Source organism: Streptomyces glaucus (assembly GCF_039533365.1).
Classification (GTDB): Bacteria; Actinomycetota; Actinomycetes; order Streptomycetales; family Streptomycetaceae; genus Streptomyces; species Streptomyces glaucus.
Window position 1 is genome coordinate 121,988 of record NZ_BAAATK010000005.1, and the last position, 22,534, is coordinate 144,521.

Annotated in this window: 20 protein-coding genes; 17 read left to right on the top strand and 3 right to left on the bottom strand. The window is 75.8% G+C overall.

Going from position 1 to position 22,534, the window contains the following annotated elements; translation table 11 throughout:
* Window positions 1–192: 192 nt before the first annotated feature.
* From ABD363_RS05765 to ABD363_RS05820, 12 genes are all read left to right on the top strand, one after another.
* Entirely contained in the window at window positions 193–582 is a 390-nt protein-coding gene (locus ABD363_RS05765) for a hypothetical protein (RefSeq protein ID WP_344600259.1), read from the top strand.
* Between the two features lie 76 nt (window positions 583–658).
* Window positions 659–1,240, top strand: a complete 582-nt coding sequence (locus ABD363_RS05770) for a carbonic anhydrase (protein WP_344600261.1) — start codon at window positions 659–661, stop codon at window positions 1,238–1,240.
* An 8-nt stretch (window positions 1,241–1,248) separates the two neighbouring features.
* Entirely contained in the window at window positions 1,249–2,757 is a 1,509-nt protein-coding gene (locus ABD363_RS05775) for a SulP family inorganic anion transporter (protein ID WP_344600263.1), read from the top strand.
* 116 nt (window positions 2,758–2,873) lie between these two features.
* Entirely contained in the window at window positions 2,874–3,659 is a 786-nt protein-coding gene (locus ABD363_RS05780) for a slipin family protein (protein WP_344600265.1), read from the top strand.
* An 89-nt stretch (window positions 3,660–3,748) separates the two neighbouring features.
* The gene (locus ABD363_RS05785) at window positions 3,749–5,143 is read left to right on the top strand and encodes an alkaline phosphatase PhoX (RefSeq protein ID WP_344600267.1); all 1,395 of its coding nucleotides are present in this window, start codon (window positions 3,749–3,751) and stop codon (window positions 5,141–5,143) included.
* Between the two features lie 210 nt (window positions 5,144–5,353).
* Window positions 5,354–6,877, top strand: a complete 1,524-nt coding sequence (locus tag ABD363_RS05790) for an FAD-dependent oxidoreductase (RefSeq protein WP_344600269.1) — start codon at window positions 5,354–5,356, stop codon at window positions 6,875–6,877.
* Between the two features lie 107 nt (window positions 6,878–6,984).
* Complete coding sequence (locus tag ABD363_RS05795) at window positions 6,985–7,842, top strand: polysaccharide deacetylase family protein (RefSeq protein WP_344600271.1); 858 nt, start codon at window positions 6,985–6,987, stop codon at window positions 7,840–7,842.
* A gap of 35 nt (window positions 7,843–7,877) precedes the next feature.
* Entirely contained in the window at window positions 7,878–8,057 is a 180-nt protein-coding gene (locus tag ABD363_RS05800; RefSeq protein WP_344600273.1) for a hypothetical protein, read from the top strand.
* Between the two features lie 28 nt (window positions 8,058–8,085).
* Window positions 8,086–8,781: an aminoacyl-tRNA hydrolase gene (locus ABD363_RS05805; protein ID WP_344600274.1), complete on the top strand. Its 696-nt coding sequence runs from the start codon at window positions 8,086–8,088 to the stop codon at window positions 8,779–8,781.
* 260 nt (window positions 8,782–9,041) lie between these two features.
* Window positions 9,042–10,394 carry an MbnB/TglH/ChrH family RiPP precursor modification enzyme gene (locus tag ABD363_RS05810; protein WP_344600276.1) on the top strand — a complete coding sequence of 451 codons (1,353 nt, stop codon included), beginning with the start codon at window positions 9,042–9,044 and terminating at the stop codon, window positions 10,392–10,394.
* A gap of 106 nt (window positions 10,395–10,500) precedes the next feature.
* On the top strand, window positions 10,501–11,280 hold the full coding sequence (locus ABD363_RS05815; RefSeq protein WP_344600278.1) for a TIGR04222 domain-containing membrane protein: 780 nt from the start codon (window positions 10,501–10,503) through the stop codon (window positions 11,278–11,280).
* Window positions 11,281–11,395: 115 nt separating this feature from the next.
* Window positions 11,396–12,982: an alpha/beta hydrolase gene (locus tag ABD363_RS05820; RefSeq protein WP_344600280.1), complete on the top strand. Its 1,587-nt coding sequence runs from the start codon at window positions 11,396–11,398 to the stop codon at window positions 12,980–12,982.
* Between the two features lie 29 nt (window positions 12,983–13,011).
* Here the strand turns inward: ABD363_RS05820 and hemQ are convergent, their stop codons facing one another.
* On the bottom strand, window positions 13,012–13,743 hold the full coding sequence (hemQ, locus tag ABD363_RS05825; RefSeq protein ID WP_344600282.1) for a hydrogen peroxide-dependent heme synthase: 732 nt from the start codon (window positions 13,741–13,743) through the stop codon (window positions 13,012–13,014).
* A 5-nt stretch (window positions 13,744–13,748) separates the two neighbouring features.
* A complete protein-coding gene (gene hemG, locus ABD363_RS05830) occupies window positions 13,749–15,203 on the bottom strand; it encodes a protoporphyrinogen oxidase (protein WP_344600284.1) in 1,455 nt (484 codons plus the stop codon).
* A 320-nt stretch (window positions 15,204–15,523) separates the two neighbouring features.
* Here hemG and ABD363_RS05835 point away from each other — a divergent pair, with 320 nt between their 5' ends.
* Both ABD363_RS05835 and ABD363_RS05840 read left to right on the top strand, forming a co-directional pair.
* Window positions 15,524–16,921 carry an FAD-dependent oxidoreductase gene (locus ABD363_RS05835; RefSeq protein WP_344600286.1) on the top strand — a complete coding sequence of 466 codons (1,398 nt, stop codon included), beginning with the start codon at window positions 15,524–15,526 and terminating at the stop codon, window positions 16,919–16,921.
* 173 nt (window positions 16,922–17,094) lie between these two features.
* The gene (locus ABD363_RS05840; protein ID WP_344600288.1) at window positions 17,095–17,913 is read left to right on the top strand and encodes a rhomboid family intramembrane serine protease; all 819 of its coding nucleotides are present in this window, start codon (window positions 17,095–17,097) and stop codon (window positions 17,911–17,913) included.
* Window positions 17,914–18,006: 93 nt separating this feature from the next.
* Here the strand turns inward: ABD363_RS05840 and hemE are convergent, their stop codons facing one another.
* The gene (gene hemE, locus ABD363_RS05845) at window positions 18,007–19,086 is read right to left on the bottom strand and encodes a uroporphyrinogen decarboxylase (protein WP_344600290.1); all 1,080 of its coding nucleotides are present in this window, start codon (window positions 19,084–19,086) and stop codon (window positions 18,007–18,009) included.
* A gap of 124 nt (window positions 19,087–19,210) precedes the next feature.
* Between hemE and ABD363_RS05850 the strand changes: the two genes are divergently transcribed.
* The 3 genes from ABD363_RS05850 to ABD363_RS05860 all read left to right on the top strand — a co-directional run bounded on the left by ABD363_RS05850 (window position 19,211) and on the right by ABD363_RS05860 (window position 22,468).
* Window positions 19,211–19,888, top strand: coding sequence for a DUF3000 domain-containing protein (locus ABD363_RS05850; RefSeq protein WP_344600292.1), 678 nt, complete (start codon window positions 19,211–19,213; stop codon window positions 19,886–19,888).
* 433 nt (window positions 19,889–20,321) lie between these two features.
* Window positions 20,322–20,984, top strand: a complete 663-nt coding sequence (locus tag ABD363_RS05855) for a response regulator transcription factor (RefSeq protein ID WP_003972894.1) — start codon at window positions 20,322–20,324, stop codon at window positions 20,982–20,984.
* A gap of 206 nt (window positions 20,985–21,190) precedes the next feature.
* Window positions 21,191–22,468 (top strand): HRDC domain-containing protein, encoded by a 1,278-nt coding sequence (locus ABD363_RS05860; protein ID WP_344600294.1) that lies wholly within the window; start codon window positions 21,191–21,193, stop codon window positions 22,466–22,468.
* Window positions 22,469–22,534 lie beyond the last annotated feature (66 nt).

The following is a 22,534-nucleotide window of genomic DNA, read 5'->3' on the forward strand; positions in this document are numbered from 1 at the left end:
GGTAGCTCGCCGACTTCCTCTTCTGAAGGGCGTTTTCACGCCGCGTCAGGTGCGGTTTTCAGGCTCTCTTCAGCTTGAAACGTCCAGTTAACCCTGCAAACGACTTTGCCGGGCTAAGGTGTTTCTTGACCATCCGTTGACCAAGCGTTGGTGCGCGCTAAACGGTGTGAACTTCCTGGAGGGAGGGGCAGGATGCGAGGCACGACAGTCCGGATCGCGGTCGCGTTCCTCGCCGTCGTCCTGTTCTCCCTCCAGTTCTCCTCCCTCACCGCGTCCTTCGCATCCGCGCACACGACGAGTCGCACCCTGGCCGAGCCCGGAGCGAACCCCTCCGCGAAGGCCCAGCGCGACGAGCACGCGAACTGCCAGAAATCCGGCACCCTCGGGGATCCGACCGGTCCCCTGCGCGTCCGCGACCGGCACCGCACCACCGACTGCGCGGCCGAGTCGCCCGACCGCCCGCTGCCCGGGCCGTGCGCCCCGGCCGCACCCGAACCGGCCGCACCCCACGCCGCGTACGACAGCACACCCAGACGGCCGGCCGCCCACTCCCCGGCCGCCCTGCAGGTGTTCCGCTGCTGAGCAGCAGAGCAGTCCCCCCACCTCTGTCCTGTTGGCCCGACGCGCCCCCCACTGGCGCGCCAGGAGGAAATCCCCTATGCAGCCCCTCATCGACAACGCCCGCACGTTCGGACAGCGCCCTGAGGAGTTCGCCAAACTGGCCGAAGGCCAGTCGCCCGAGGTCCTGTTCATCACCTGCTCCGACTCCCGGGTCGTACCGGCCCTGATCACGGGTGCCCGCCCCGGCCAGCTGTTCGAGCTGCGCACCGCGGGCAACATCGTTCCGCCGTACGGCTCCGGCACCCCCACCGGCGAGGCGGCCACCATCGAGTACGCGGTGGAGGTGCTCGGCGTCGGCGACATCGTGGTCTGCGGCCACTCCCACTGCGGTGCCGTCGGCGCGCTGGTGCGCGGCGACGACCTCGGCGCCGTGCCAGCCGTGCGCGACTGGCTCGCGCACGCCGCGGAGGACCCTAAGGCGTCCGACGCGAACGACCCGACGGTCGCCGAGGCCGTGCAGAACCACGTCCTGACCCAGCTGCTGCGGCTGCGGTCCTACCCGTGCGTCGAGCAGCGGCTGGCCGACGGCCGGCTCCGGCTGCGCGGCTGGTACTACGAGGTGCACACCGGAGCCGTGCGGGAACACCGCGCGCAGACCGACTCCTTCGAGGCGCTGTGAGGGACGCGATGAGCAGGTTCCCTTACCTGAGGCAGGACTTCACCGCCTCCATCGTCGTGTTCCTGGTCGCCGTGCCGCTGTGCGTGGGCGTCGCCGTCGCCTCCGGGGTCCCGGCCGAACTCGGCCTGGTCACCGGCATCGTGGGCGGCATCGTCACCGGTCTGCTGCCGGGCAGCAGCCTGCAGGTGTCCGGGCCGGCCGCCGGTCTGACCGTGCTGGTCTTCGAGGCCGTCAGCGAGTTCGGGCTGCCCGCGCTCGGGGTCATCGTGCTGGTCGCCGGACTGCTCCAGCTCGTCATGGGCGCCCTGAAACTGGGGCGCTGGTTCCGGGCGATATCCGTCTCGGTGGTCGAGGGCATGCTGGCCGGAATCGGTCTGGTGATCATCGCCGGTCAGCTGTACGCGGCGGCCGGGCTGGAGGCCCCCGCCTCCGGCATCGACAAGATCCTGGGGCTGCCCGGGGCCGCCGTCGACGCCCTCGGCAGCACCGCGGCGCTCGCCTCGCTCGCCATCGGCGCGGGCACCGTCGCGGTGGTGGTGCTGTGGAAGAAGCTGCCGAAGGCGGCGCAGACGGTGCCCGGCGCGCTCGCCGCGGTGATCCTGGCGACGCTGGCCACGCTCGCGTTCAGCCTGCCGGTCGCCACCGTCGAGGTGCACGGCCTGCTGGGCGCCATCCAGCCGCCCGGCCTGGACGCCTTCGGGGAGCTGGCCAGCCCGGCTCTGATCGGCACCATTCTCGCCTTCACCCTGATCGCCTCCGCCGAGTCGCTGTTCAGCGCCGCCGCGGTGGACCGGCTGCACGACGGTCCGCGCACCCAGTACGACAAGGAGCTGATGGCGCAGGGCGCGGGCAACGCCGTCTGCGGCGTGCTGGGCGCGCTGCCGATGACCGCGGTGATCGTGCGCAGCTCCGCCAATGTCGGGGCCGGCGCGCGGACCAAGGCGTCCCGGGTGCTGCACGGCGTGTGGCTGCTGCTGTTCGCGGCGCTGCTGCCGTCCGCGCTGGCTCTGATCCCCCTGCCGGCGCTGGCGGGCATCCTGGTCCACGCGGGGTGGAAGCTGATCCCGTTCCGCAGCGTCGTCGCGCTGTGGCGGTCGCACCGCGGTGAGGCGCTGATCCTGGTGGTCACCGCCGTGTCGATCGTCGCGGTGAACATGTTCGAGGGCGTGCTCATCGGTCTGGCGCTGGCGGTGATCAAGACCGCCTGGGAGGCCTCGCACGTCAAGCTGGAGATCGTCGACAAGGGCGCCGGGCCCGTCCAGGCGTACCTGTCGGGCAACGCGACCTTCCTCCGGCTGCCGAGGATCCTGGACAGCCTGGAGGCGCTGCCCCAGGACCGGCCCGTCGAGCTGGACCTGTCCGGGCTGCACCACCTCGACCACGCCTGCCGGACGGCCCTGGAGGACTGGGCCGAGCGGCACAGCAGGGTCGGCACGGACCCCGTGAAGGTCACGGAACCGCCGAAGGCCGCCGGGCGGGCGGAGGTCGCCGAGCCGCCGAAGGTCACGGCGGTCTGACGCCGGCGTCCCCGCCGTCCGTTCCTGTCGCCCGGTCCGGGGCCATGGCCCCGGACCGGGCATCGGGCATATCGTGACAGGAACATCCGTAACGGACCTCTGGACGGGAGGTCGTCATGCTTGAGGAGCTGCTGACGGCGGCGGTGGCGACCGGCTCCGCAGGCGTGCTGTACGCGGCCGCGGCGGCGCGGGTCGTCAAGCAGTACGAGCGCGGGGTGGTCTTCCGCCTCGGACGTCTGCACGGCGATGTCCGCCGGCCCGGCTTCACGCTGATCGTCCCCGCCGTGGACCGGCTGCGCAAGGTCAACATGCAGATCGTGACGCTGCCCGTCCCCGCCCAGGAGGGCATCACCCGCGACAACGTCACCGTGCGGGTCGACGCGGTCGTCTACTTCAAGGTCGTCGACGCGGCGGCGGCGATCGTCAACGTCGAGGACTACCGCTTCGCGGTCTCCCAGATGGCGCAGACCTCGCTGCGCTCGATCATCGGCAAGAGCGACCTGGACGACCTGCTGTCCAACCGCGAGAAGCTCAACCAGGGCCTGGAACTGATGATCGACAGCCCGGCGATCGGCTGGGGCGTGCAGATCGACCGCGTGGAGATCAAGGACGTGTCGCTGCCGGACACGATGAAGCGGTCCATGGCCCGGCAGGCCGAGGCCGACCGCGAGCGGCGCGCCCGGATCATCAACGCCGATGCCGAGTACCAGGCGTCGAAGAAGCTGGCGGAGGCTGCGCAGGCGATGTCCGACACGCCGTCCGCCCTCCAGCTGCGGCTGCTGCAGACGGTGATGGCGGTGGCGGCGGAGAAGAACTCCACGCTGGTGCTGCCCATCCCGGTGGAGCTGCTGCGCTTCCTGGAGAAGGGCCAGGAGGCGCCGCCGGGGCGCATCGCCGGATGACGCGCGCCTTCCGGATGGTTCCCGCACCGGGCGGCGGGTGATAGACACGGCGGGTCACAGTTCCTGTCCGCCAGCAGGAAGGCCGTCCCATGACAGAGACCGGTCGTGCCACGACCCGACGTCAGCTGCTCGCCCGCACCGGTGCCCTGGGAGCGGGCATCGCCTTCACCGGAGCCCTGTCCGAGCTCTTCGCCGGCACCGCCGCCGCCCAGGACCTGGGCCACACCGGCTACGGCCCGCTCGTGCCGGACCCGGACGGACTGCTCGACCTCCCGGAGGGCTTCCGCTACCGGGTGCTCTCCCGCGAGGGCGACCCGCTCCGCTCCGGCGAGGGCCCGGTGCCCTCCCACCACGACGGCATGTCGGCCTTCGCGGGCGGACACGGCCGGGTCCACCTCGTCCGCAACCACGAGAACCGCGCCGACGCCCGGTTCCCGGTCCCGCCGGTCGACGGCCTCACCTACGACCCGGCGGCCAAGGGCGGCTGCACGGCCCTGACGCTGGACTCCCGCGGCCGCGTCCTGTCGGAACGGGTCGCGATCGCCGGCACGGCCGTCAACTGCGCGGGCGGGCCGACCCCGTGGGGCACCTGGCTGACCTGCGAGGAGACCGAGGACCGGGCCGGCACCGCCGGCTACGCCGAGGACCACGGCTTCGTCTTCGAGGTCGATCCGGCCGACCCGCGCCGCACCGGGGCGGTCCCGCTGACCGCGCTGGGCCGCTTCCCGCACGAGGCGGTCGCCGTCGACCCGCAGCGGGGCGTGGTGTACGAGACCGAGGACGCCTTCCAGCGGCCCTTCGGCCTGTTCTACCGCTTCCTGCCGGACAAGCCGCTGGGCGGCCCCGGCTCGCTGCGCGCGGGCGGTCGGCTGCAGGCGATGCGGGTGCCCGGCGTGCCCGACCTGTCCTGCGTCCAGGAGCCCGGCGCCCGCTTCGACGGCGTCGAGTGGGCCGACGTGCCGGACCCGCAGGCCGCCCGGACCCCCGTCCGGCTGCAGGACTTCGGCCCGAGGGGCATCACGCACGCGCAGAAGCTGGAGGGCTGCTACTGGGGCGGGCGGTCGGTGTGCTTCGTGTCGTCCTTCGCCCGCAGCGCGGAGGGGTCGCAGGCCGACCACCACGGGCAGGTCTGGCGGTACGACCCGGACCGGCGCCGCCTGACCCTGGTGGTCGTCTTCGGCCCCGACACCGACGTCCGGCTGCCCGGCGAGGCCCCGGACAACATCTGCCTCGCCGCCGGCGGCGGCCTGATGGTCTGCGAGGACGGCGCCGGCGCCCAGCACGTCTTCGGCGTCACCCGGCACGGCGAGGTGTACGCGATGGCCCGCAACCGCCAGGCGATCGCGGCGGACGGCGCCGCCGCGGACCCGGAGTGGGGCGAGTTCGCCGGCGTCACCTTCTCCCCCGACGGGCGGACGATGTACCTCAACTGCTACGCGCCCGGGACGACGTTCGCGGTGACGGGTCCCTGGCACCGCCGCTAGGCCCGGTCGCCGCCTTGCCGCCGTCCGCCCGCGGGGCGGGCCCCGCGGCGTCGGACGCGCGCTCCCGGCGTGCCGGGCCCCGGGCCCCGTACGGGACGCACCCGGGCCGCCCGGCACGACGCGCGTGCACGGCGTCGCGCGGCGGGCGGGAAGGCGGCGGGGCCCGGCCACGCCCGGTGAGGTCCGGGCGCCGCGGGGTACCCGGGCCGTATGGCAGACACCCCGCGCGTCAACGGCTCGTACTGGCTCCAGACCGCCCCCGGCGGCACGTACCCCGCGCTGGAGGACGACCTCGACGTCGACGTGGCCGTGATCGGCGGCGGCATCGCCGGGCTGAGCACGGCGTGGGAGCTGGCGCGGGCCGGGCGGAGCGTGGCCGTGCTGGAGGCCGGGCGGATCGCGGCCGGCGTCACCGGCCACACCACCGCCAAGTTCACCGCCCTGCACGGCCTGGTCTACGACAAGCTGCGGCGCACCCGCGGCCCCGAGGGCGCCCGCCTGTACGCCCGTTCGCAGTCCGAGGCGGTCGAACGCGCCGCCGGGATCGTGGCGGAACTCGGCATCGACTGCGACTGGGAGCGCCGCAGCGCCTACACCTACGCGTGCGACGCGGGCCGGGTGGACGAGCTGCGCGCCGAGGCGGCCGCCGCCCGGGAGGCGGGCCTGCCGGCCTCGTTCGTGACGGAGACGGGACTGCCGTTCCCCGTGGCGGGCGCGGTCGAGGTCACCGGGCAGGCGCAGTTCCATCCGCGCAAGTACCTGCTGGCCCTCACCGACGACCTGGTCCGCCGCGGCGGGCGGGTCTTCGAGCACACCACCGTGCACGGCCTGGACGAGGGCGAGCCGTGCCGGGTGTCGACCGGCACGGGCGCGACGGTGACCGCCCGGGACGTCGTGGTCGCCACGCACTACCCGGTCTTCGACCGGGCCCTGCTGTTCACCCGGCTCTCCCCGCGCCGCGAGCTGGTGGTCGCCGGGACCGTCGAGGCGGACCGCGACCCGGGCGGCATGTACATCACCCCGGACGAGGGCACCCGCTCGGTCCGCACCGCGCCCCACGGCACCGACGGCGCCCGGCGGCTGCTGGTGATCACCGGGGAGCACTTCACGCCCGGCACCGGCGACACCCGCGCCCGCTTCGAGAAGCTGTCCGCCTGGGCCGGCGAGCACTTCCCCGGCGTCGAGCTCACCCACGCCTGGGCCACGCAGGACAACGACCCCACCGACACCGTGCCCCTGGTCGGCCCGCTGCACCCGGGCGCCCGGCACACCTATGTGGCCACCGGCTTCGGCGGCTGGGGCATGAGCGGCGGCGTGATGGCGGGCCGGCTGCTCACCGCGCTGATCACCGGCGAGCCGTGCGCGTGGAGCGAGCTGTACGACCCGCGCCGGCTGCGCACGACGGTGCGCGAGGCGCCGCAGTTCCTCATGACGCAGGCCAAGGTCGCCGGTCACTTCGTCGGCGACCGGCTCAGGCCCGCGCCGCCGGTGGACGCCCTGCCGCCCGGCGAGGGCGCCGTCGTCCGGGTCGACGGCCGGCGCGTGGCGGTCTACCGGGACGACGACGGCGCCCTGCACGCCGTCTCCGCGCGCTGCACCCACCTCGGCTGCCTGGTCGACTTCAACGCCGCCGAACGCGCCTGGGAGTGCCCCTGCCACGGCTCCCGCTTCGACACGGACGGCAAGGTGATCCAGGGGCCGGCGACGCGGCCGCTGGAGCGGCGGGACATCTGACGGCGGGCGGCGGACGCGAGGGCGGCGCGCCGCCGGACGGGTGACCGCGCGGCCGGCGCCCCGGCGCGCCGACCGCCCCGTCCGGCGCGCCACCGTACGTTCGTACGGTGATCACACGTGCACGACGCGTCGCGGCCGCCTGTCTGCTGAGCGCCGCCCTCGCCGCCTGCGGCACCGCCCAGGCGCCCCGCGCGCCCCGCCCGGCCTCCGCCGCGCCGTCCGCCGCCGCGCCGTCCGCCGTCCCGACGCGGGTCCCCACCCTCGCCCCCGGCCCCGCGGGCCTCACCCCCGTCTTCCGGCACGGTCCGCGCACCGGGGGCAGGGCCGTCGCCCTCACCTTCGACGCCGACATGACCGCCGGGCAGGGAGCGCGGGCCGCGGCGGGCGAGCGGTTCGACAACCCGGGCCTGATCGCGGCGCTGCGGGAGCTGAGGGTGCCGGCCACGGTGTTCATGACGGGCCGGTGGGCCGAGCAGTACCCGGACCAGGCCCGGTCCATCGGGCGGGACCCGCTCTTCGAGGTCGCCAACCACTCCTACAGCCACCACGCCTTCACCGGCGACTGCTACGGCCTGCCCACCATGCCCCGAAGCCGGATGCGGGCCGACGTCGAGCGGGCCTACGCGGCGTTCCGGAAGGCGGGCGTGCCCGATCCCAAGCCGTACTTCCGCTTCCCCGGCGGCTGCTACGACCGGCGGGCCCTGCGGGAGCTGACCGCCACCGGCGTCACCGCCGTGCAGTGGGACGTGGTGAGCGGGGACGCGTTCGCGACGGACGCGGACGCGGTGGCCCGGCAGGTGCTGGACGGGGTGCGGCCGGGCTCCGTGGTCGTCCTGCACTGCACCCGCAGCGCCGCCCCGGCGACCGAGCGGGCCGTGCGGGCCGTCGTGCCGGAACTGCGCCGGCAGGGCTTCCGGTTCGTCAGGGTGTCCGAGCTGGTCGGCACCGCCGCCGGCCGGCGCTGACCGCGCCGCGGACGCGGCCGTCCTAGGCTGGGGGCATGAGCGAGGACTACTGCCTCATCACCGGGGCCGAACCACCGCCCAGGGCCGACGGGCCCCCGTACGCGGAGTGCGTGCTGTGCCGGGAGCCGACGGAGCACCCGGAGTCCTACCGGGGGATCACCCTCTGCCCGGTCTGCGAGTGGCAGGAGGCCCAGCGCACGGCCTGCTCGGGGTGAGACCGGGGCGGTCCCGTACCCTGCATCCGTGAGCGACAGCCCTTTCCGGACCGAACCCGACCCCCGCGACCGGGCCCCCCAGTTCGTCCTCCCGCTGGTCGTGCGGATCGAGCGGGCGGCCCCGCCGGCCCGTACCGACGCGCTGGAGACCGCGGCCCGCGCCGTGCTGGTGCTGCTCGCCGACGAGCGGTCGGCGGGCGACGGCGTCTGGGCCGGGGCCGTGCGGGACTGGCAGGACGCCCGGATCCGCAAGGTGGTGCGGCGGGCGCGCGGCGCCGAGTGGCGGCGCGCCGAGGCGCTGCCCGGCATCACGGTCACCGGCAAGACGGCCGAGGTGCGGGTCTTCCCGCCGGTCCCGCTGGACGGCTGGCCCAGGGACCTGGCCCGGCTCCAGGTCTCCGGCACCGACCTCGACGACCCCGAGCCGCCGCCGGCGGCGGACCCGTCCGCGCCCGTGCTGTGGCTGAACCCCGAGCTGGAGATGTCGGCCGGCAAGGCGATGGCGCAGGCGGGCCACGGGGCCCAGCTCGCCTGGTGGGAGCTGTCCGGCGAGGAACGCGCCGCCTGGCGCGACGCGGGCTTCCCCCTCGCCGTGCGCACCGCGGAGCCCGCGCGCTGGCCCGGGCTGACCGCCGCCGGGCTGCCGCTGGTGCGGGACGCGGGCTTCACGGAGATCGCGCCGGGCTCCTGCACGGTCGTCGCGGACCATCCCGCGCTGCGGTAGCGCGTCCGCGCCGTCCGGGTCCGTATCCCCTTCCGGGCGCCCTGCGGCGCCCCGCGGCCGCCGCGCGCACCCGCCCGCGGCGGCGGGCCTCGCCTCGCCGGGCCGGATCGGCGGCGGCCTTCCCGAACCTCAAATGTTGCTCTGAACGTGTCCGTGAGGGGGTTCGGCCGCGCACCGCGGGGCCATATCCCCGTCACGTCCCGCGGGGACGCCCCGGGGGGTCCGGGTGAGCGAGTGGCCGGGTGGAGGAGGGGGCGACGATGGAGCGACTGGGCACGGGCATCGGGTGGCGGCCGGAGATCGCGGACGCCGTGGAGCGCATGCCGGGCATCGACTGGGTCGAGGTCGTGGCCGAGAACGTCTGCCCCGGCCATCTGCCCGAGTCGCTGCTGCGGCTGCGCGAGCGCGGCGTGACCGTCGTGCCGCACGGCGTCGCGCTCGGCCTCGGCGGCGCGGACCGGCCCGACGCGGGGCGGCTGAGGGCGCTGGCCGAGCGGGCCGAGGCGCTGGGCTCCCCCCTGGTCACCGAGCACATCGCGTTCGTGCGGGCGGGCGGCCCGCTGACCGCCTCCCCGCGGCTGGAGGCGGGGCACCTGCTGCCGGTGCCGCGCACCCGGGACGCCCTCGACGTGCTGTGCGAGAACGTGCGCATCGCGCAGGACGCGCTGCCCGTGCCGCTCGCCGTGGAGAACATCGCCGCGCTGTTCTCCTGGCCCGGCGAGGAGATGACGGAGGGTCAGTTCCTGTACGAGCTGGCCGACCGGACCGGGGTGCGGCTCCTCATCGACGTGGCGAACCTGCACACCAACCACGTCAACCGCGGCGAGGACCCGGCCGAGGCGCTCGCCGGACTGCCGCTGGAGGCCATCGCCTACGTCCATGTCGCGGGCGGCTTCGAACGCGACGGCGTCTGGCACGACAGCCACGCCCACCCCGTGCCCGAGCCGGTCCTGGGCATCCTCACCGACCTCGCGTCCCGCACCGCCCTGCCCGGCGTGCTCCTGGAACGGGACGAGAACTTCCCCGGACCGGCCGAGCTGGAGGGGGAGGTGAGGGCGATCGGGGAGGCCGTGGCGAAGGGCCGCGCCTCGGCCGGGGAACCCGCCGGACCGGCCGGAGCTCCCCGGCGCGTCCGGGAACGCGCCCCCGCCTCCCCCGGGACGCCCGCCCCCGCGGGCGAGGAGTCCGCCCCGGACGGCTCCGTCCGTGAGCGGCTCGGGCTCGCCCAGGCCGCGCTGCTGTCCGCGCTGGTCGCCGGGGCGCCGGCGCCGGAGGGGTTCGACCGGGTACGGCTGCGGGTGCAGGCGCGGGCGCTCGCCGGGAAGCGGGCGGACGTCGTGGCCAAGGTCGCGCCCGAACTGCCGGAGATCCTCGGCGAGGAGTACCGGCCGGCCTTCCTCGCCTACGCCCACGGCCGCCCGATGACCGGCGGCTACCGCCGGGACGCGCTGGACTTCGCCGGGCACCTGCTGCGCGACGGCCGGCCGCGGGACCCCCGGGCCCGGCACGAGCTGCGCCGGTGGTGGCGGGAGCGGTCGGGGCCGGTGCCGTGGTCCGCGCGGCCGGCGGTCCGCCTGGCCCGCGCCACCCGGCGGGTGCTGCTGCGCCGCTGACCGCCGCGCCCGGGCGCGGGGCGGGGGACGTCGCAGGCCGGGGCGCCGCGGCCCGGAGGGCGAAATCCCCTGGCGTCCGGGCCCGGCCCTGGCATAGAAACACGGCATGTTCTGGCTCCTTCTGCTGCTGCCGGCCTGGGCCGTGGCCGGCACGGCGTGCGCGCGGCTGTGCCTGGCCGCCGCCCGGGCGGCGGCCGTGGACACCGGCGGCGCGACCGCGGCCCGGGAACGCGAACTGACGCTGTACGAGGCCGCGTTCCTGTCCGGCGGGCCCCGGCGGGTCGCCGACCTCACCCTGGTCTCCATGGCGCGCCGGCGCCGGCTGCTGCTGGCGCACACCGGGTGGGCGACCGTCGTCGATCCGCACGGACGCGACGCGATGGAGCGGTCCGTCATCAGGGCCATCGGACCCGAGGGGCAGTCCCGGATCGCGCCGGTGCGGGCCGCCACGGCGGCGGCGGACGCGGTGCGCGGCCTCGCCGACCGGCTCGTCGAAGCGGGCCTGGCCGTGCCGGACGGCGCCGGCAACGGCGTCGCGGACGAGGTGCGGCGGGTGCGGCTCGCCGCGGCGGCCGTGTCCGCGCTGGGCGCGGCCGCCCTCGCGCTGCCGGTGCCGGCGGACGTGCCGCGGCACCTGGTCGCCCTGTGGTTCGCGCTGCCGCTCGCCCTGACGCTGGGCTGCCTCGTCCTGGCGCGGATCGAGGCCCACCCGTACTCGCGCTGGGCCTCCCCCGCCGGGCAGCGGCTGCTGCACGCGCTGGCCCGGCGCGCCGACGGCGCCGGGGACGACCGTGCGTACCTCGCCGCCGTCGCCGTACGCGGCATCCGCGCGGTCGGCGAGCCGGAACTGCGCGCGGCCCTCGCGCACCGCGAACGGCACGGCTGAGACCGCCGGGGCGCACCGGGCGTTCGGCGCCGACACCGGCGGACGGTGCTTGCCTTCCCCCGGCACCGGGCGAAACATCCCTTCTGCCGCTGTCCGCACCCCGAAGGGCTACGCGATGAGAGCCGCCGTCCTCTGCTCGGCCGCCGGGTCCTTGCTGCTGAGCACCCTCGTTGCCGCCCCCGCGGGCGGCGCCCCCGCGGTCCCCGGCGCGGCCGAGCGGCGCGGCACCGCGGTGGCCGCCGCACGGGCCGCAGCCGCCGGCATCGACTTCGGCCCCTGCCCCGCGGAGCAGGACCTGCCGGACGGCGTGCGGTGCGGCACGGTGACCGTCCCGCTCGACTACGCGCGTCCCGACGGCCGGCAGATCAGGCTCACCGTCAGCCGGGTGCGGGCCACGCGGAAGGACCCGCGCGACAGCGGGCGGAAGGTGCCCCGGCAGGGCGCCCTGGTCCTCAACCCGGGCGGGCCCGGCGCCTCCGGCATGGCGTTCCCGCTGATCGGTGCGGTGCCCGAGTGGAAGCGGATCGCGGCGGCGTACGACCTCGTCGGCTACGCACCGCGCGGGGTCGGCCGCTCGGCGCCCCTGTCGTGCCAGGACCCGGAGCAGCTCGCCGAGGCGCCCGCGCGGGCGCCGGCGCATCCCTCGGAGGCGGACAAGAGGGAACGCATCGCGCGGGCCAGGGCCCTGGCCCGCGGCTGCGCCGAGCGGGCGGGCTCCGCGCTGCGGCACTACCACTCCCTGAACAACGCCCGCGACCTGGACGTGCTGCGGGCGGCGCTCGGCGAGGAGCGGCTGACGTTCCTGGGCTCCTCCTACGGCACGTACTTCGCGGCGCTGTACGCGACGCTGTTCCCCTCGCACGTGCGGCGGATGGTGTTCGACTCGGTGGTCGATCCCGCCCCCGGGGAGATCTGGTACCGCAACAACCTCGACCAGTCGCTGGCGTTCGAGACCCGCTGGGCGGACTTCCGGGCGTGGGCGGCCCGGCACCACGCCGTGTACGGGCTGGGCGGCACGCCCGAGGAGGTGCGGCGCGGCTACGAGCGGGCGAGCGCGCGCCTCGCGGTGGAGCCCGCCGGGGGCACGGTGGGGCCGGAGCAGTTGCGGAAGGCGTTCCTGCAGGCCGGGTACCACGACGACTTCTGGCCGCACCGCGCGCACGCCCTGGCGGCGTACCTGAGGGGGGATTCCGGGCCGCTGGTCGAGCAGGCGGGGCCGCATCCCGAGGCGGCGGCGGAGGCGGAGAACACGCGCGCGGTGTACCTGGCCGTCGAGTGCAACGACGCGCCCTGGCCGACGGAGTGGGAGGTGTGGGACCGGGACAACACACGGCTCGCGCGGGTGGCGCCGTTCGGGACGTGGGACAACGTGTGGACGAACCTGCCGTGCGCCTACTGGCCGGCGCCCCGGCAGCGGCCGCTCGACGTGCGGACCGCGCCGGGGCGGCTGCCGCCGACGCTGCTCCTGGCCGCCGAGCGGGACGCCGCCACCCCCTACGACGGCGCCCTCGAACTCCACCGCCGGCTGCCGGGCTCGGTCCTGGTGACCGAGCGGGGCGCCGGCTCGCACGGCCTGGCGGGCGGCCCGAACCGCTGCGTCAACGCCCATGTGGAGGCGTACCTGCTGGAGGGCCGCCTCCCGGCGCGGAACGCGTCCTGCGCCCCGCGCCCGGAACCGCGGCCCGTCCGGGCGGCGCGCTGATCAGGCCGCCCCGCCCGTGCCGCGCCGGGTCAGGCCAGCCCCGCCACCAGCTCGGCGACGTCCTTGCGGCGCCCGGTGAAGAACGGCACCTCCTCCCGGACGTGCAGGCGGGCCTCCGAACCGCGCAGGTGACGCATGAGGTCGACGATGCGGTGCAGCTCGTCGGCCTCGAAGGCGAGGATCCACTCGTAGTCGCCCAGCGAGAACGAGGCGACCGTGTTGGCGCGCACGTCCGGGTAGCCGCGGGCCATCTTGCCGTGGTCGGCGAGCATCCGGCGGCGGTCCTCCTCCGGCAGCAGGTACCAGTCGTAGGACCGCACGAAGGGGTAGACGCTGACGTAGTTGCGCGGCGTCTCGTCGGCGAGGAACGCCGGGATGTGCGAGCGGTTGAACTCGGCCGGGCGGTGCAGCGCCATGTTGGACCACACCGGCGTCAGGGCGCGGCCCAGCCGGGTGCGGCGGAAGAGGTTGTACGCCTCCTGGAGCTGGTCGCTGGTCTCGGCGTGCCACCAGATCATCAGGTCGGCGTCGGCGCGCAGACCGGAGACGTCGTAGGTGCCGCGGACGGTCACGTCCTTCGCGGCGAGCTGGTCGAACAGCTCCTGGACCTCGTCGGCGTACCCGGCGCGGTCCGCGGGCAGCGCGTCCTTCAGCCGGAAGACGGACCAGAGGGTGTAGCGGATGACCTCGTTGAGGTCCCTGGCCAGCTTGCCCTTGTTCGGGATCCGGTCGGGCGCGGTGGTGGGGGCGTCGTCACTCATGTCCCTCATTCTCCCGCTCCGCCGTGCAGGCTCTGCACCGGGTCGGCGGTGAGCCGCCGCATACCGCGCAGGTCGCCGTGGATCTGGTCCACGGCCGCGTACGCGCTCGCGATGCACGCCGGGATGCCGACGCCGTCGTACGGCGCGCCGCACACGGCGAGGCCCGGCAGCCCGGCGACGTGCTCGCGGATGCGGGCCACGCGCGCGTGGTGGCCGACGGGGTACTGGGGCAGGCCGCCGTCCCAGCGGGTGACGCGGGTGGCGACCGGGACGGCGTCCAGGCCGGTCGCCTCCCGCAGGTCGCGCCGGGAGGCCTCGACCAGGTCCGCGTCGTCGCGCTGGAGGATCTCCGTCTCGCCGTACCGCCCGACGGAGGTGCGCAGGACGACGAGGCCGGGGTCCTCGGCGGCGATCCAGCCCCACTTGTTCGAGGCGAAGGTGGACGCCTTGATGGTGTGCCCGTCGACCGGCGGCACGAGGAAGCCGCTGCCCTCGGGCAGGGCGGCGTCGGCGCGGCGGTAGGCGAGGGTGACCAGGGCCATGGAGGCGTACTCGACGGCGGCCAGCTCGGCGGCGGCCGCCGGGGCCTCGGCGCGCAGCAGGCCGGCGGCGGCGGGCGCGGGGACGGCGACGACCACGGCGTCCGCGCGCAGGACGCGGTCACCGGCGACGACCCGCCACCCGGTGGGCGCCTCGCGGCGCAGCCGGGTCACCGGCGTCCCGGTCAGGATCTCGCCGCCGCGCGCCCGCACCGACTCCGCGACCGCGAGCGGCAGGGTGCCGACCCCGCCCTCGACGCCCATGAACACCGGCCCGGCCCCTTGGCCGCCGGCCGCCCCGGCCTGGACGGCGCGCACCGCCTCCAGCAGGGAGGTGTGCGTCCGCGCGGCCCGGAACAGCTGCGGGACGGCCAGGCGCATGGAGATGCGGTACGCGTCGCCCGCGTACACCCCGCCCAGCAGCGGCTCCACCAGGCGGTCGACGACCTCGCGGCCCAGGCGCGCCGCCACGTACTCCCCCACCGCCACGTCGTCGCCGATCTCGGTGCGGGGCAGGTCGGCGTCGCGTTCGATGCGCTCCAGCCCTTCCTCGGACAGGACGCCGGCGAGGGCGGAGGCGGTACCGGGGACGCCCATGACGTGCCCTCTGGGCATGGGGCGCAGGGCGCCGCGGGTCCACAGGGAGGCCGTCGCGGTGGCCGGCGGCTGGAGGCGGTCGGCGAGGCCCACCTCGTGGGCGAGGCCGACGGCCTCGGGGCGGCGCGCCAGCATCGACTCGGCGCCGAGGTCGACACGGACACCGGCGATCTCGCCGGGCAGCAGCTTGCCGCCGACGCGCTCGGCCGCCTCCAGGACGGTCACCCGCGATCCGTGCCCCAGCAGCCGGTGGGCGGCCGCCAGCCCGGCGATGCCGGCCCCGATGACGACGACGTGGTCCGTGCCCGTACGTGCTCCGCTCATGGCTCCACCTTCTCAGACGCCGCCGACGGCGGCCGTCGCGACCGGGCGCCCGGACCGGGTCCCCGCCGTGGCCGCGTCGCAACCGTCCCGGCCGGACGTCCGCGACCGGCCCGGCGCCGCGGGGGGCCGGTCACCACGGCCCGGGAGATGCCCGTGTGGGCGTGCGGCCTTCCGCACGCCCCGCCCCTCCCCGGGTGCCGCTGCCGGCGGCCGCGGCCCCGGCGCTCACCGGCTGCACCGCCACGGACGGCTCCGCCGGCAGCGGGCCCGCGCGCGGAAAGGGGCGGGACCGAACCACCCCCACCCCGTAGCGTGTGCGCATGGACATGAGCCGTGCACGGGGTGCCGCGGAGCGACTGGTGGTGATCGGCGGGGACGCCGCGGGGATGTCCGCGGCGTCGCAGGCCCGCCGGATGAAGGGGCCCGGCGAGCTGGAGATCGTGGCGTTCGAGCGGGGCCACTTCACCTCCTACTCGGCGTGCGGCATCCCGTACTGGGTGGGCGGCGCCGTCCCCGACCGCGACCGGCTGATCGCCCGCACGCCCGAGGAGCACCGGGCGCGCGACATCGGCCTGCGGATGCGCACCGAGGTCACGGAGATCGACCTCGACCGGGGGCGGGTGCGCGCCCGGGACGTGGATTCCGGCGCCGAGTCCTGGACGTCGTACGACCACCTCGTCGTCGCGACCGGCGCCCGCCCGGTCCGGCCCGGCATTCCCGGCGTCGACGCGCCCGGCGTGCACGGGGTGCAGACCCTGGACGACGGCCAGGAACTCCTCGACACCCTGGCCCGCACGCGGGGCCGCCGGGCGGTGGTGGTCGGCGCGGGCTACATCGGCGTGGAGATGGCGGAGGCGCTCATCGACCGCGGCTACGAGGTGACGGTCGTCGACCGCGCCCGCGAGCCGATGTCCACGCTCGACCCGGACATGGGCCGCCTGGTGCACGAGGCCATGACGGGCCTGGGCATCACGATGGTCGGCGACGCCGAGGTCACCGGGGTGCGCACCGGCGCCGACGGCCGGGTGCGGGCGGTGGCCACCCGGGACGCCGAGTTCCCGGCGGACGTGGTCGTGCTCGGCCTCGGCGTACGCCCGGAGACGACGCTCGCCGAGGCGGCCGGTCTGCCCCTCGGCGCCCACGGCGGCCTGCTGACCGACCGGGCCATGCGGGTGCGCGGCCAGGAGAACGTCTGGGCCGGCGGCGACTGCGTCGAGGTCCTCGACCTGGTCTCCGGCCAGGAGCGGCACATCGCCCTGGGCACCCACGCCAACAAGCACGGCCAGGTCATCGGCACCAACGTGGGCGGCGGCTACGCCACCTTCCCCGGCGTGGTCGGCACGGCCGTCAGCAAGGTGTGCGACCTGGAGATCGCCCGCACCGGCCTGCGCGAGAAGGACGCCCGCCGGGCGGGCCTGCGGTACGTCACGGCCACCGTCGAGTCCACCAGCCGCGCGGGCTACTACCCCGGCGCCTCCCCCATGACCGTCAAGATGCTCGCCGAGCGCCGCACGGGCCGTCTGCTGGGCGTGCAGATCGTGGGCCGGGAGGGCGCGGGCAAGCGGGTGGACGTGGCGGCGGTGGCCCTCACGGCAGGGATGACGGTCGACGCGATGACCTCCCTGGACCTGGGTTACGCCCCGCCCTTCTCCCCGGTGTGGGACCCGGTGCTGGTGGCGGCCCGCAAGGCGGCGCAGGAGGTGCGGCGGGCGGGGTGAGGGCCGCACCGGCCCGCCGAGCGGTCCGCTCGGCCCGCCGTGCGGTTCACGCGGTCCCGCTGACCCGGCCGACGGCCCGCCGGGTCCGCCCGGCGGGCGGCCGGGGAGCCGTACGCGGACCCGGACGGCCGTGTCCACCGATTCGCCCCCTGCGCAACGGGCACTAGTCCCCCGTGGTCATCCCCGTGCATGACGTGAACCCCGTGCGCCGCACCCCCTGGGTGACGTACGCGCTGCTCGCCGCGAACATCCTGGTCTTCCTGTTCACACCGGGCCTCGCCGGCTCCGTGACGGGCGAGGGCAGCCTGGCGCAGCTGTGTCACCTCCAGGCGTTCCTGGACCAGTACGCGGCGGTGCCGCGGGAGCTGATCCACCACCGGATGCCGCAGGTGGTGCCCACGGGCGAGACCGGCCTGGGCCCGCAGGGGCCGGGCTGCGTGGTCGGGCCGCCGGGCTACGACAAGTCGCCGGAGCTGAGCGTGCTCACGGCGATGTTCCTGCACGGCGGCTGGCTGCACCTGCTGGGCAACATGCTCTTCCTGTGGATCTTCGGCAACAACGTCGAGGACCGCTTGGGGCACGTGCGGTTCCTGCTGTTCTACCTCGTCTGCGGCTACGCGGCCGCGTACGTCTTCGCCCTCGCGAACTCCGGCTCGGCGGATCCCCTGATCGGCGCCTCCGGGGCGATCGCCGGGGTGCTGGGCGCCTATCTGGTGCTGTATCCGAGGGCCCGGGTCTGGGTCCTCGTCCCCTTCCTGATCTTCCTGCCGCTGCGGCTGCCGGCCTGGATCGTACTGGGCCTGTGGTTCGTGCTGCAGGCGGTGTACTCCTCCGGCGGGGGCGTCTCCCAGGCCGGCACCGTGGCCTACCTGGCGCACGTCGCCGGTTTCGTGGCGGGCATGCTGATCGCCTGGCCGCTGCGCCCCGGCACCCCGCCGCCCCCGGAGCCGCGCGGCGCGCTGTTCGGCAGGCGGGCCCGGCCGGGCTGGTGAGCGGGGGCCGGCCCGCACGGGGCAGGGCTCACGTGCCCCGTGCCGGACCCGGGGCCCGGGTCCGGCGGAGCGGCCGGCCCGGGCGCAGGCGTCTCAGCGGGCGGTCTGCGTGTGGACGTACTCCACGAGACGGGTGAGCACGTCCGGGTCGGTGGACGGCATCACGCCGTGGCCGAGGTTGAAGACGTGGCCCTCCAGGCCCGCCGCGGCGTCCAGGACCTCGCGGGTCCTGGCCTCCACCGCCTCCCGCGGGGCGAAGAGGACCGCCGGGTCGAGGTTGCCCTGCAGCGCCTTGCCGGGGCCGACCCGGCGGGCGGCGTCGTCGAGCGGGACGCGCCAGTCCACGCCGACGACGTCGGCGCCCGCCTCGCCCATGAGGCCGAGGAGTTCACCGGTGCCGACGCCGAAGTGGATGCGCGGCACGCCGTAGGACGCGACCGCCTGGAAGACCTTCGCCGAGGCGGGCAGCACCGAGCGGCGGTAGTCGGCCGGGGAGAGCGCCCCGGCCCAGGAGTCGAAGAGCTGGACGGCGCTCGCGCCCGCCTCGATCTGCACCTTCAGGAAGGCGGCCGTGATGCCGGCGAGACGGTCCAGCAGGTCGGCCCACAGCTCGGGGTCGCCGTACATCATCGCCTTGGCGTTCTCGTACGTGCGGGACGGGCCGCCCTCGACGAGGTAGCTCGCGAGGGTGAACGGGGCGCCCGCGAAGCCGATGAGCGGGGTGGCGCCGAGCTCGCGGGTGAGCAGGCCGATCGCCTCGGTGACGTAGGGCACGTCCTCGGGGGCCAGGTCGCGCAGCTGCGCGAGGTCGGCGCGGGTGCGGACCGGGCGCTCGACGACCGGGCCGACGCCGGGCCTGATGTCGAGGTCGACGCCGATGGCCTTGAGCGGGACCACGATGTCGCTGAAGTAGATCGCCGCGTCCACGCCGTGCCGGCGCACCGGCTGCAGGGTGATCTCGGTGATCAGCTCGGGCCGCATGCAGGACTCCAGCATGGGGATGCCCTCGCGCACCTTGCGGTACTCCGGCAGGGAGCGCCCCGCCTGCCGCATGAACCACACGGGCGTGTGCGGCACCGGCTCGCGCCGGCACGCCTTCAGGAAGGCGGAATCCTTGACCGCGTCGGACGTCGCTGTCGGCTGCTGGCTCGCGGGGCTGTCGTTGGCACTCACGACGGCAAGTCTCGCACGGCCGTGGAACCGCTCCGCCCGCCCCCGGCCCCGGTGGCGACGCGGGCGCCCGGCAAGAGGGTGTCTTGTCCTGCGCCGGGCGCCCGTTCCCCTTAATCTTCCCCGCATGGCTGCGGCTCAGGGACGACTGTCGGACGACGCTGGCGGAATGGACGAACCGAAGAACACCGAGGAGGACGTCCGGGACGGGGGCAGGACGGTTCCGCCGCCCTTCCGGGCCGCCGTCGACGCGCTGAGGACGGCGCGGCTGCGGCCCCAGGTCGAGGTGGAGCCGATCCCGGCGCCGCAGCGGCTCGCGCCGTACGCGTACGCGGTGGAGGCGACGGTCGTCGACGGCGAGCAGGACCTGGCCGACGGCCGTCTGGTGCTGCTGCACGACCCGGCCGGGCACGAGGCCTGGCGGGGCGCGTTCCGGCTGGTGACGCTGGTGCGCGCGGAGCTGGAGCCGGAGATGGCCGCGGACCCGCTGCTGCCGGAGGTGTGCTGGTCCTGGCTGACCGGCGCGCTGCAGGCGCGCGGACTGGGGTACGGCGAGCCGAGCGGCACCGTGACGCGTGCGAGTTCGCACTACTTCGGCGGGCTGTCCGCGCGCCCGGCCGCCTCGCAGATCGAGATCCGCGCGTCCTGGACGCCCCGGGAGGGCCTGGGCGGGGTGCCGGACACCGCCGCGCACCTGGCGTCCTGGTGCGATCTGCTCGCCCAGGTCGCGGGCCTGCCGCCGGCCGGGCCGGGGGACGCGTCGGTGGTCACGCTGCCGCAGCGGCGCGGTCCGCAGTCGCGCTGACCGGCCGCGGCCACGCCGGCCGGCCGCGCTCGCACCGGCCGGCCGCGGCCACGCCCCCCGGCGGGGCCCCCGGTCGGCCGAGGAGCCGCAGCCGGCCACGGGCCCGCCGGCCGGGCCGTCACCGGCCTCGGCGCGGGGCGGTTCCGGGCCGATCATCCGCTTGTTCCCGGCCGATCACGCCCCCGTCCCTCACTTGGTCGAGTCACTTTGTCGATACGGACATTTCCGAGCGCAGAGCGGCGCAGAGCGAAGCCGCGCGGACTTCGAATGATCGATCGACTGTCCGAATTGCACGGATTGTTACTCACCGAATCGTGATCATCCCCTAAAGGCGGACGGGTTCGGTGCCGAAGACGACTGTGACCTTGAAAGCACGGTTCGTCCCGGCTTCATCCCCCATGAGCCGACCCCGTCCCGCACCCCAGGAGGCCTGGTGTCCGTTCTCCTAGAGCAGCCCGCAAGCCTGGTCGCCTATCGCCCGAACAAGCCGACCGCCATGGTGGTCGTGGCCGATCCACGCGTCCGTTCCACCGTCACCCGCCACCTGTGGGCGCTCGGCGTACGCGATGTCATCGAAGCCTCGTCCGTCGCGGAGGCTCGTCCCCGCATCGGCAACCCCCGCGACATCTGCGTCGCCGACGTCCATCTGCCCGACGGCTCCGGCCTCACCCTGCTGTCGGAGACCAGAGCCGCGGGCTGGCCCAACGGGCTCGCCCTGTCCGCCGCCGACGACATCGGCGCCGTACGCAACGCCCTCGCCGGCGGCGTCAAGGGCTACGTCGTCACCGGCACCCGCACCAACGTCGGGCTCCCCACCCGGCCTGGTGCCGCCCCCATCGGCGCCGCCGCCGCGCGCCTGCACCGCCGCCCCCCGGGTGCTCCGAGCCACCCGGGCGGCTACCGCGAGCTGTCCGGCCGCGAGGTCGAGGTGCTGCGCCTGGTCGCGGAAGGCCAGTCGAACAAGGCGATCGGCGTCTCGATGGGCCTGTCCGCGCTGACCGTCAAGAGCCATCTCGCCCGCATCGCCCGCAAGCTGGGCACCGGCGACCGCGCCGGCATGGTCGCGGTGGCCCTGCGGACCGGCATCATCCACTGACACCCGCCCACCCCGCTCCCGCTCCGTCCGCCCCGCTCCGCCCACCCGCGTTCGCCGCGGTGAACCGATCGGCCCCCGATCCCCGGCCGCGCCCCGCCCCGGCCGGGAGCCGCCCCGCCCGGCCCTGACCGGTTCGCGACCCCACCGCGCCCGCCGACGGAACGTTCCGTCGGCGGGCGCCGTCCTCGCACGGATACTCTTGACATGTGACCGACGCCCATGAGACCGCAGCAGACAGTTCCCTGCGAACCACCGGAGGCGCCCCTCCGGACGACGGCGGACCTTCTGCTACGGGGGCGCCGACCCCTCTGCTGGAGCCCCGCGAGGGCGTTCCGCCCGTGATCGCGGACGAAGCCGCCCTCGCCGAGGTGACCGCCGCCTTCGCCGCCGGTTCCGGACCCGTCGCCGTCGACGCCGAACGCGCCTCCGGCTACCGCTACGGCCAGCGCGCCTACCTGGTCCAGCTGCGCCGCGAGGGCGCCGGGACCGCGCTGATCGACCCCGTGGCCTGCCCCGACCTGTCCGGCCTCGGCGCGGCCCTGGCCGACGCCGAGTGGGTGCTGCACGCCGCCACCCAGGACCTGCCCTGCCTGCGCGAGATAGGCATGGTGCCCAGCCGTCTGTTCGACACCGAGCTGGCCGGGCGGCTCGCCGGGTTCCCGCGGGTCGGCCTCGGCGCGATGGTCGAGGGCGTCCTGGGCTACGTGCTGGAGAAGGGGCACTCGGCCGTCGACTGGTCGACCCGCCCGCTGCCCGAGCCGTGGCTGCGTTACGCCGCCCTCGACGTCGAACTCCTCGTCGACCTGCGCGACGCGCTGGAGAAGGAGCTGGAGCGGCAGGGCAAGCTGGAGTGGGCCCGCCAGGAGTTCGACGCGATCGCGTCGGCCCCGCCGCCGGAGCCCCGCAAGGACCCGTGGCGGCGCACGTCCGGAATGCACAAGGTGCGGCGGCGCCGGCAGCTGGCCGTCGTGCGGGAGCTGTGGCAGACCCGGGACCGGATCGCCCAGCGGCGGGACGTCTCGCCGGGCAAGGTGCTCGGCGACGCCGCCATCGTGGAGGCGGCGCTCGGGATGCCGCCCAACGCGCACGCGCTGGCCTCGCTGAACGGGTTCGGGCGCATGGGGCGGCGGCAGCTGGAGCAGTGGCAGGCGGCGATCGACCGCGCCCGGGCGCTGCCCGAGGCGCAGCTGCCGCAGCAGGGGCAGCCGGTGACCGGGCCTCCGCCGCCGCGAGCCTGGGCCGACAAGGATCCGGCCGCCGCGGAGCGGCTGAGCGCCGCGCGGGCCGCCGTGTCCGCGCTGGCCGAACAGCTCAACACGCCGCAGGAGAACCTGGTGGCGCCGGACGCGGTGCGCAGGGTGTGCTGGGAGCCGCCGGCGGTGGTCGACGCCGCGTCCGTGGGGGCGGCGCTGGCCGGACACGGGGCCCGGCCCTGGCAGGTGGAGCTGGTGGCGCCGGTGCTGGCCGAGGCCCTGTCCGCCTGAGGGCCGGTCGCCGCCTTCCCGCCGGCGGGCGCCGCGGCGCCGGCGCCCGCCGGGCCGCGCGTCCGC

Coding starts and splice junctions, on each gene's coding strand:
- ABD363_RS05765 (WP_344600259.1), top strand. CDS start 193: ATGCGAGGCACGACAGTCCGGATCGCGGTCGCGTTCCTCGCCGTCGTC.
- ABD363_RS05770 (WP_344600261.1), top strand. CDS start 659: ATGCAGCCCCTCATCGACAACGCCCGCACGTTCGGACAGCGCCCTGAG.
- ABD363_RS05775 (WP_344600263.1), top strand. CDS start 1,249: ATGAGCAGGTTCCCTTACCTGAGGCAGGACTTCACCGCCTCCATCGTC.
- ABD363_RS05780 (WP_344600265.1), top strand. CDS start 2,874: ATGCTTGAGGAGCTGCTGACGGCGGCGGTGGCGACCGGCTCCGCAGGC.
- ABD363_RS05785 (WP_344600267.1), top strand. CDS start 3,749: ATGACAGAGACCGGTCGTGCCACGACCCGACGTCAGCTGCTCGCCCGC.
- ABD363_RS05790 (WP_344600269.1), top strand. CDS start 5,354: ATGGCAGACACCCCGCGCGTCAACGGCTCGTACTGGCTCCAGACCGCC.
- ABD363_RS05800 (WP_344600273.1), top strand. CDS start 7,878: ATGAGCGAGGACTACTGCCTCATCACCGGGGCCGAACCACCGCCCAGG.
- ABD363_RS05810 (WP_344600276.1), top strand. CDS start 9,042: ATGGAGCGACTGGGCACGGGCATCGGGTGGCGGCCGGAGATCGCGGAC.
- ABD363_RS05815 (WP_344600278.1), top strand. CDS start 10,501: ATGTTCTGGCTCCTTCTGCTGCTGCCGGCCTGGGCCGTGGCCGGCACG.
- ABD363_RS05820 (WP_344600280.1), top strand. CDS start 11,396: ATGAGAGCCGCCGTCCTCTGCTCGGCCGCCGGGTCCTTGCTGCTGAGC.
- hemQ (WP_344600282.1), bottom strand. CDS start 13,743: ATGAGTGACGACGCCCCCACCACCGCGCCCGACCGGATCCCGAACAAG.
- hemG (WP_344600284.1), bottom strand. CDS start 15,203: ATGAGCGGAGCACGTACGGGCACGGACCACGTCGTCGTCATCGGGGCC.
- ABD363_RS05835 (WP_344600286.1), top strand. CDS start 15,524: ATGGACATGAGCCGTGCACGGGGTGCCGCGGAGCGACTGGTGGTGATC.
- ABD363_RS05850 (WP_344600292.1), top strand. CDS start 19,211: ATGGCTGCGGCTCAGGGACGACTGTCGGACGACGCTGGCGGAATGGAC.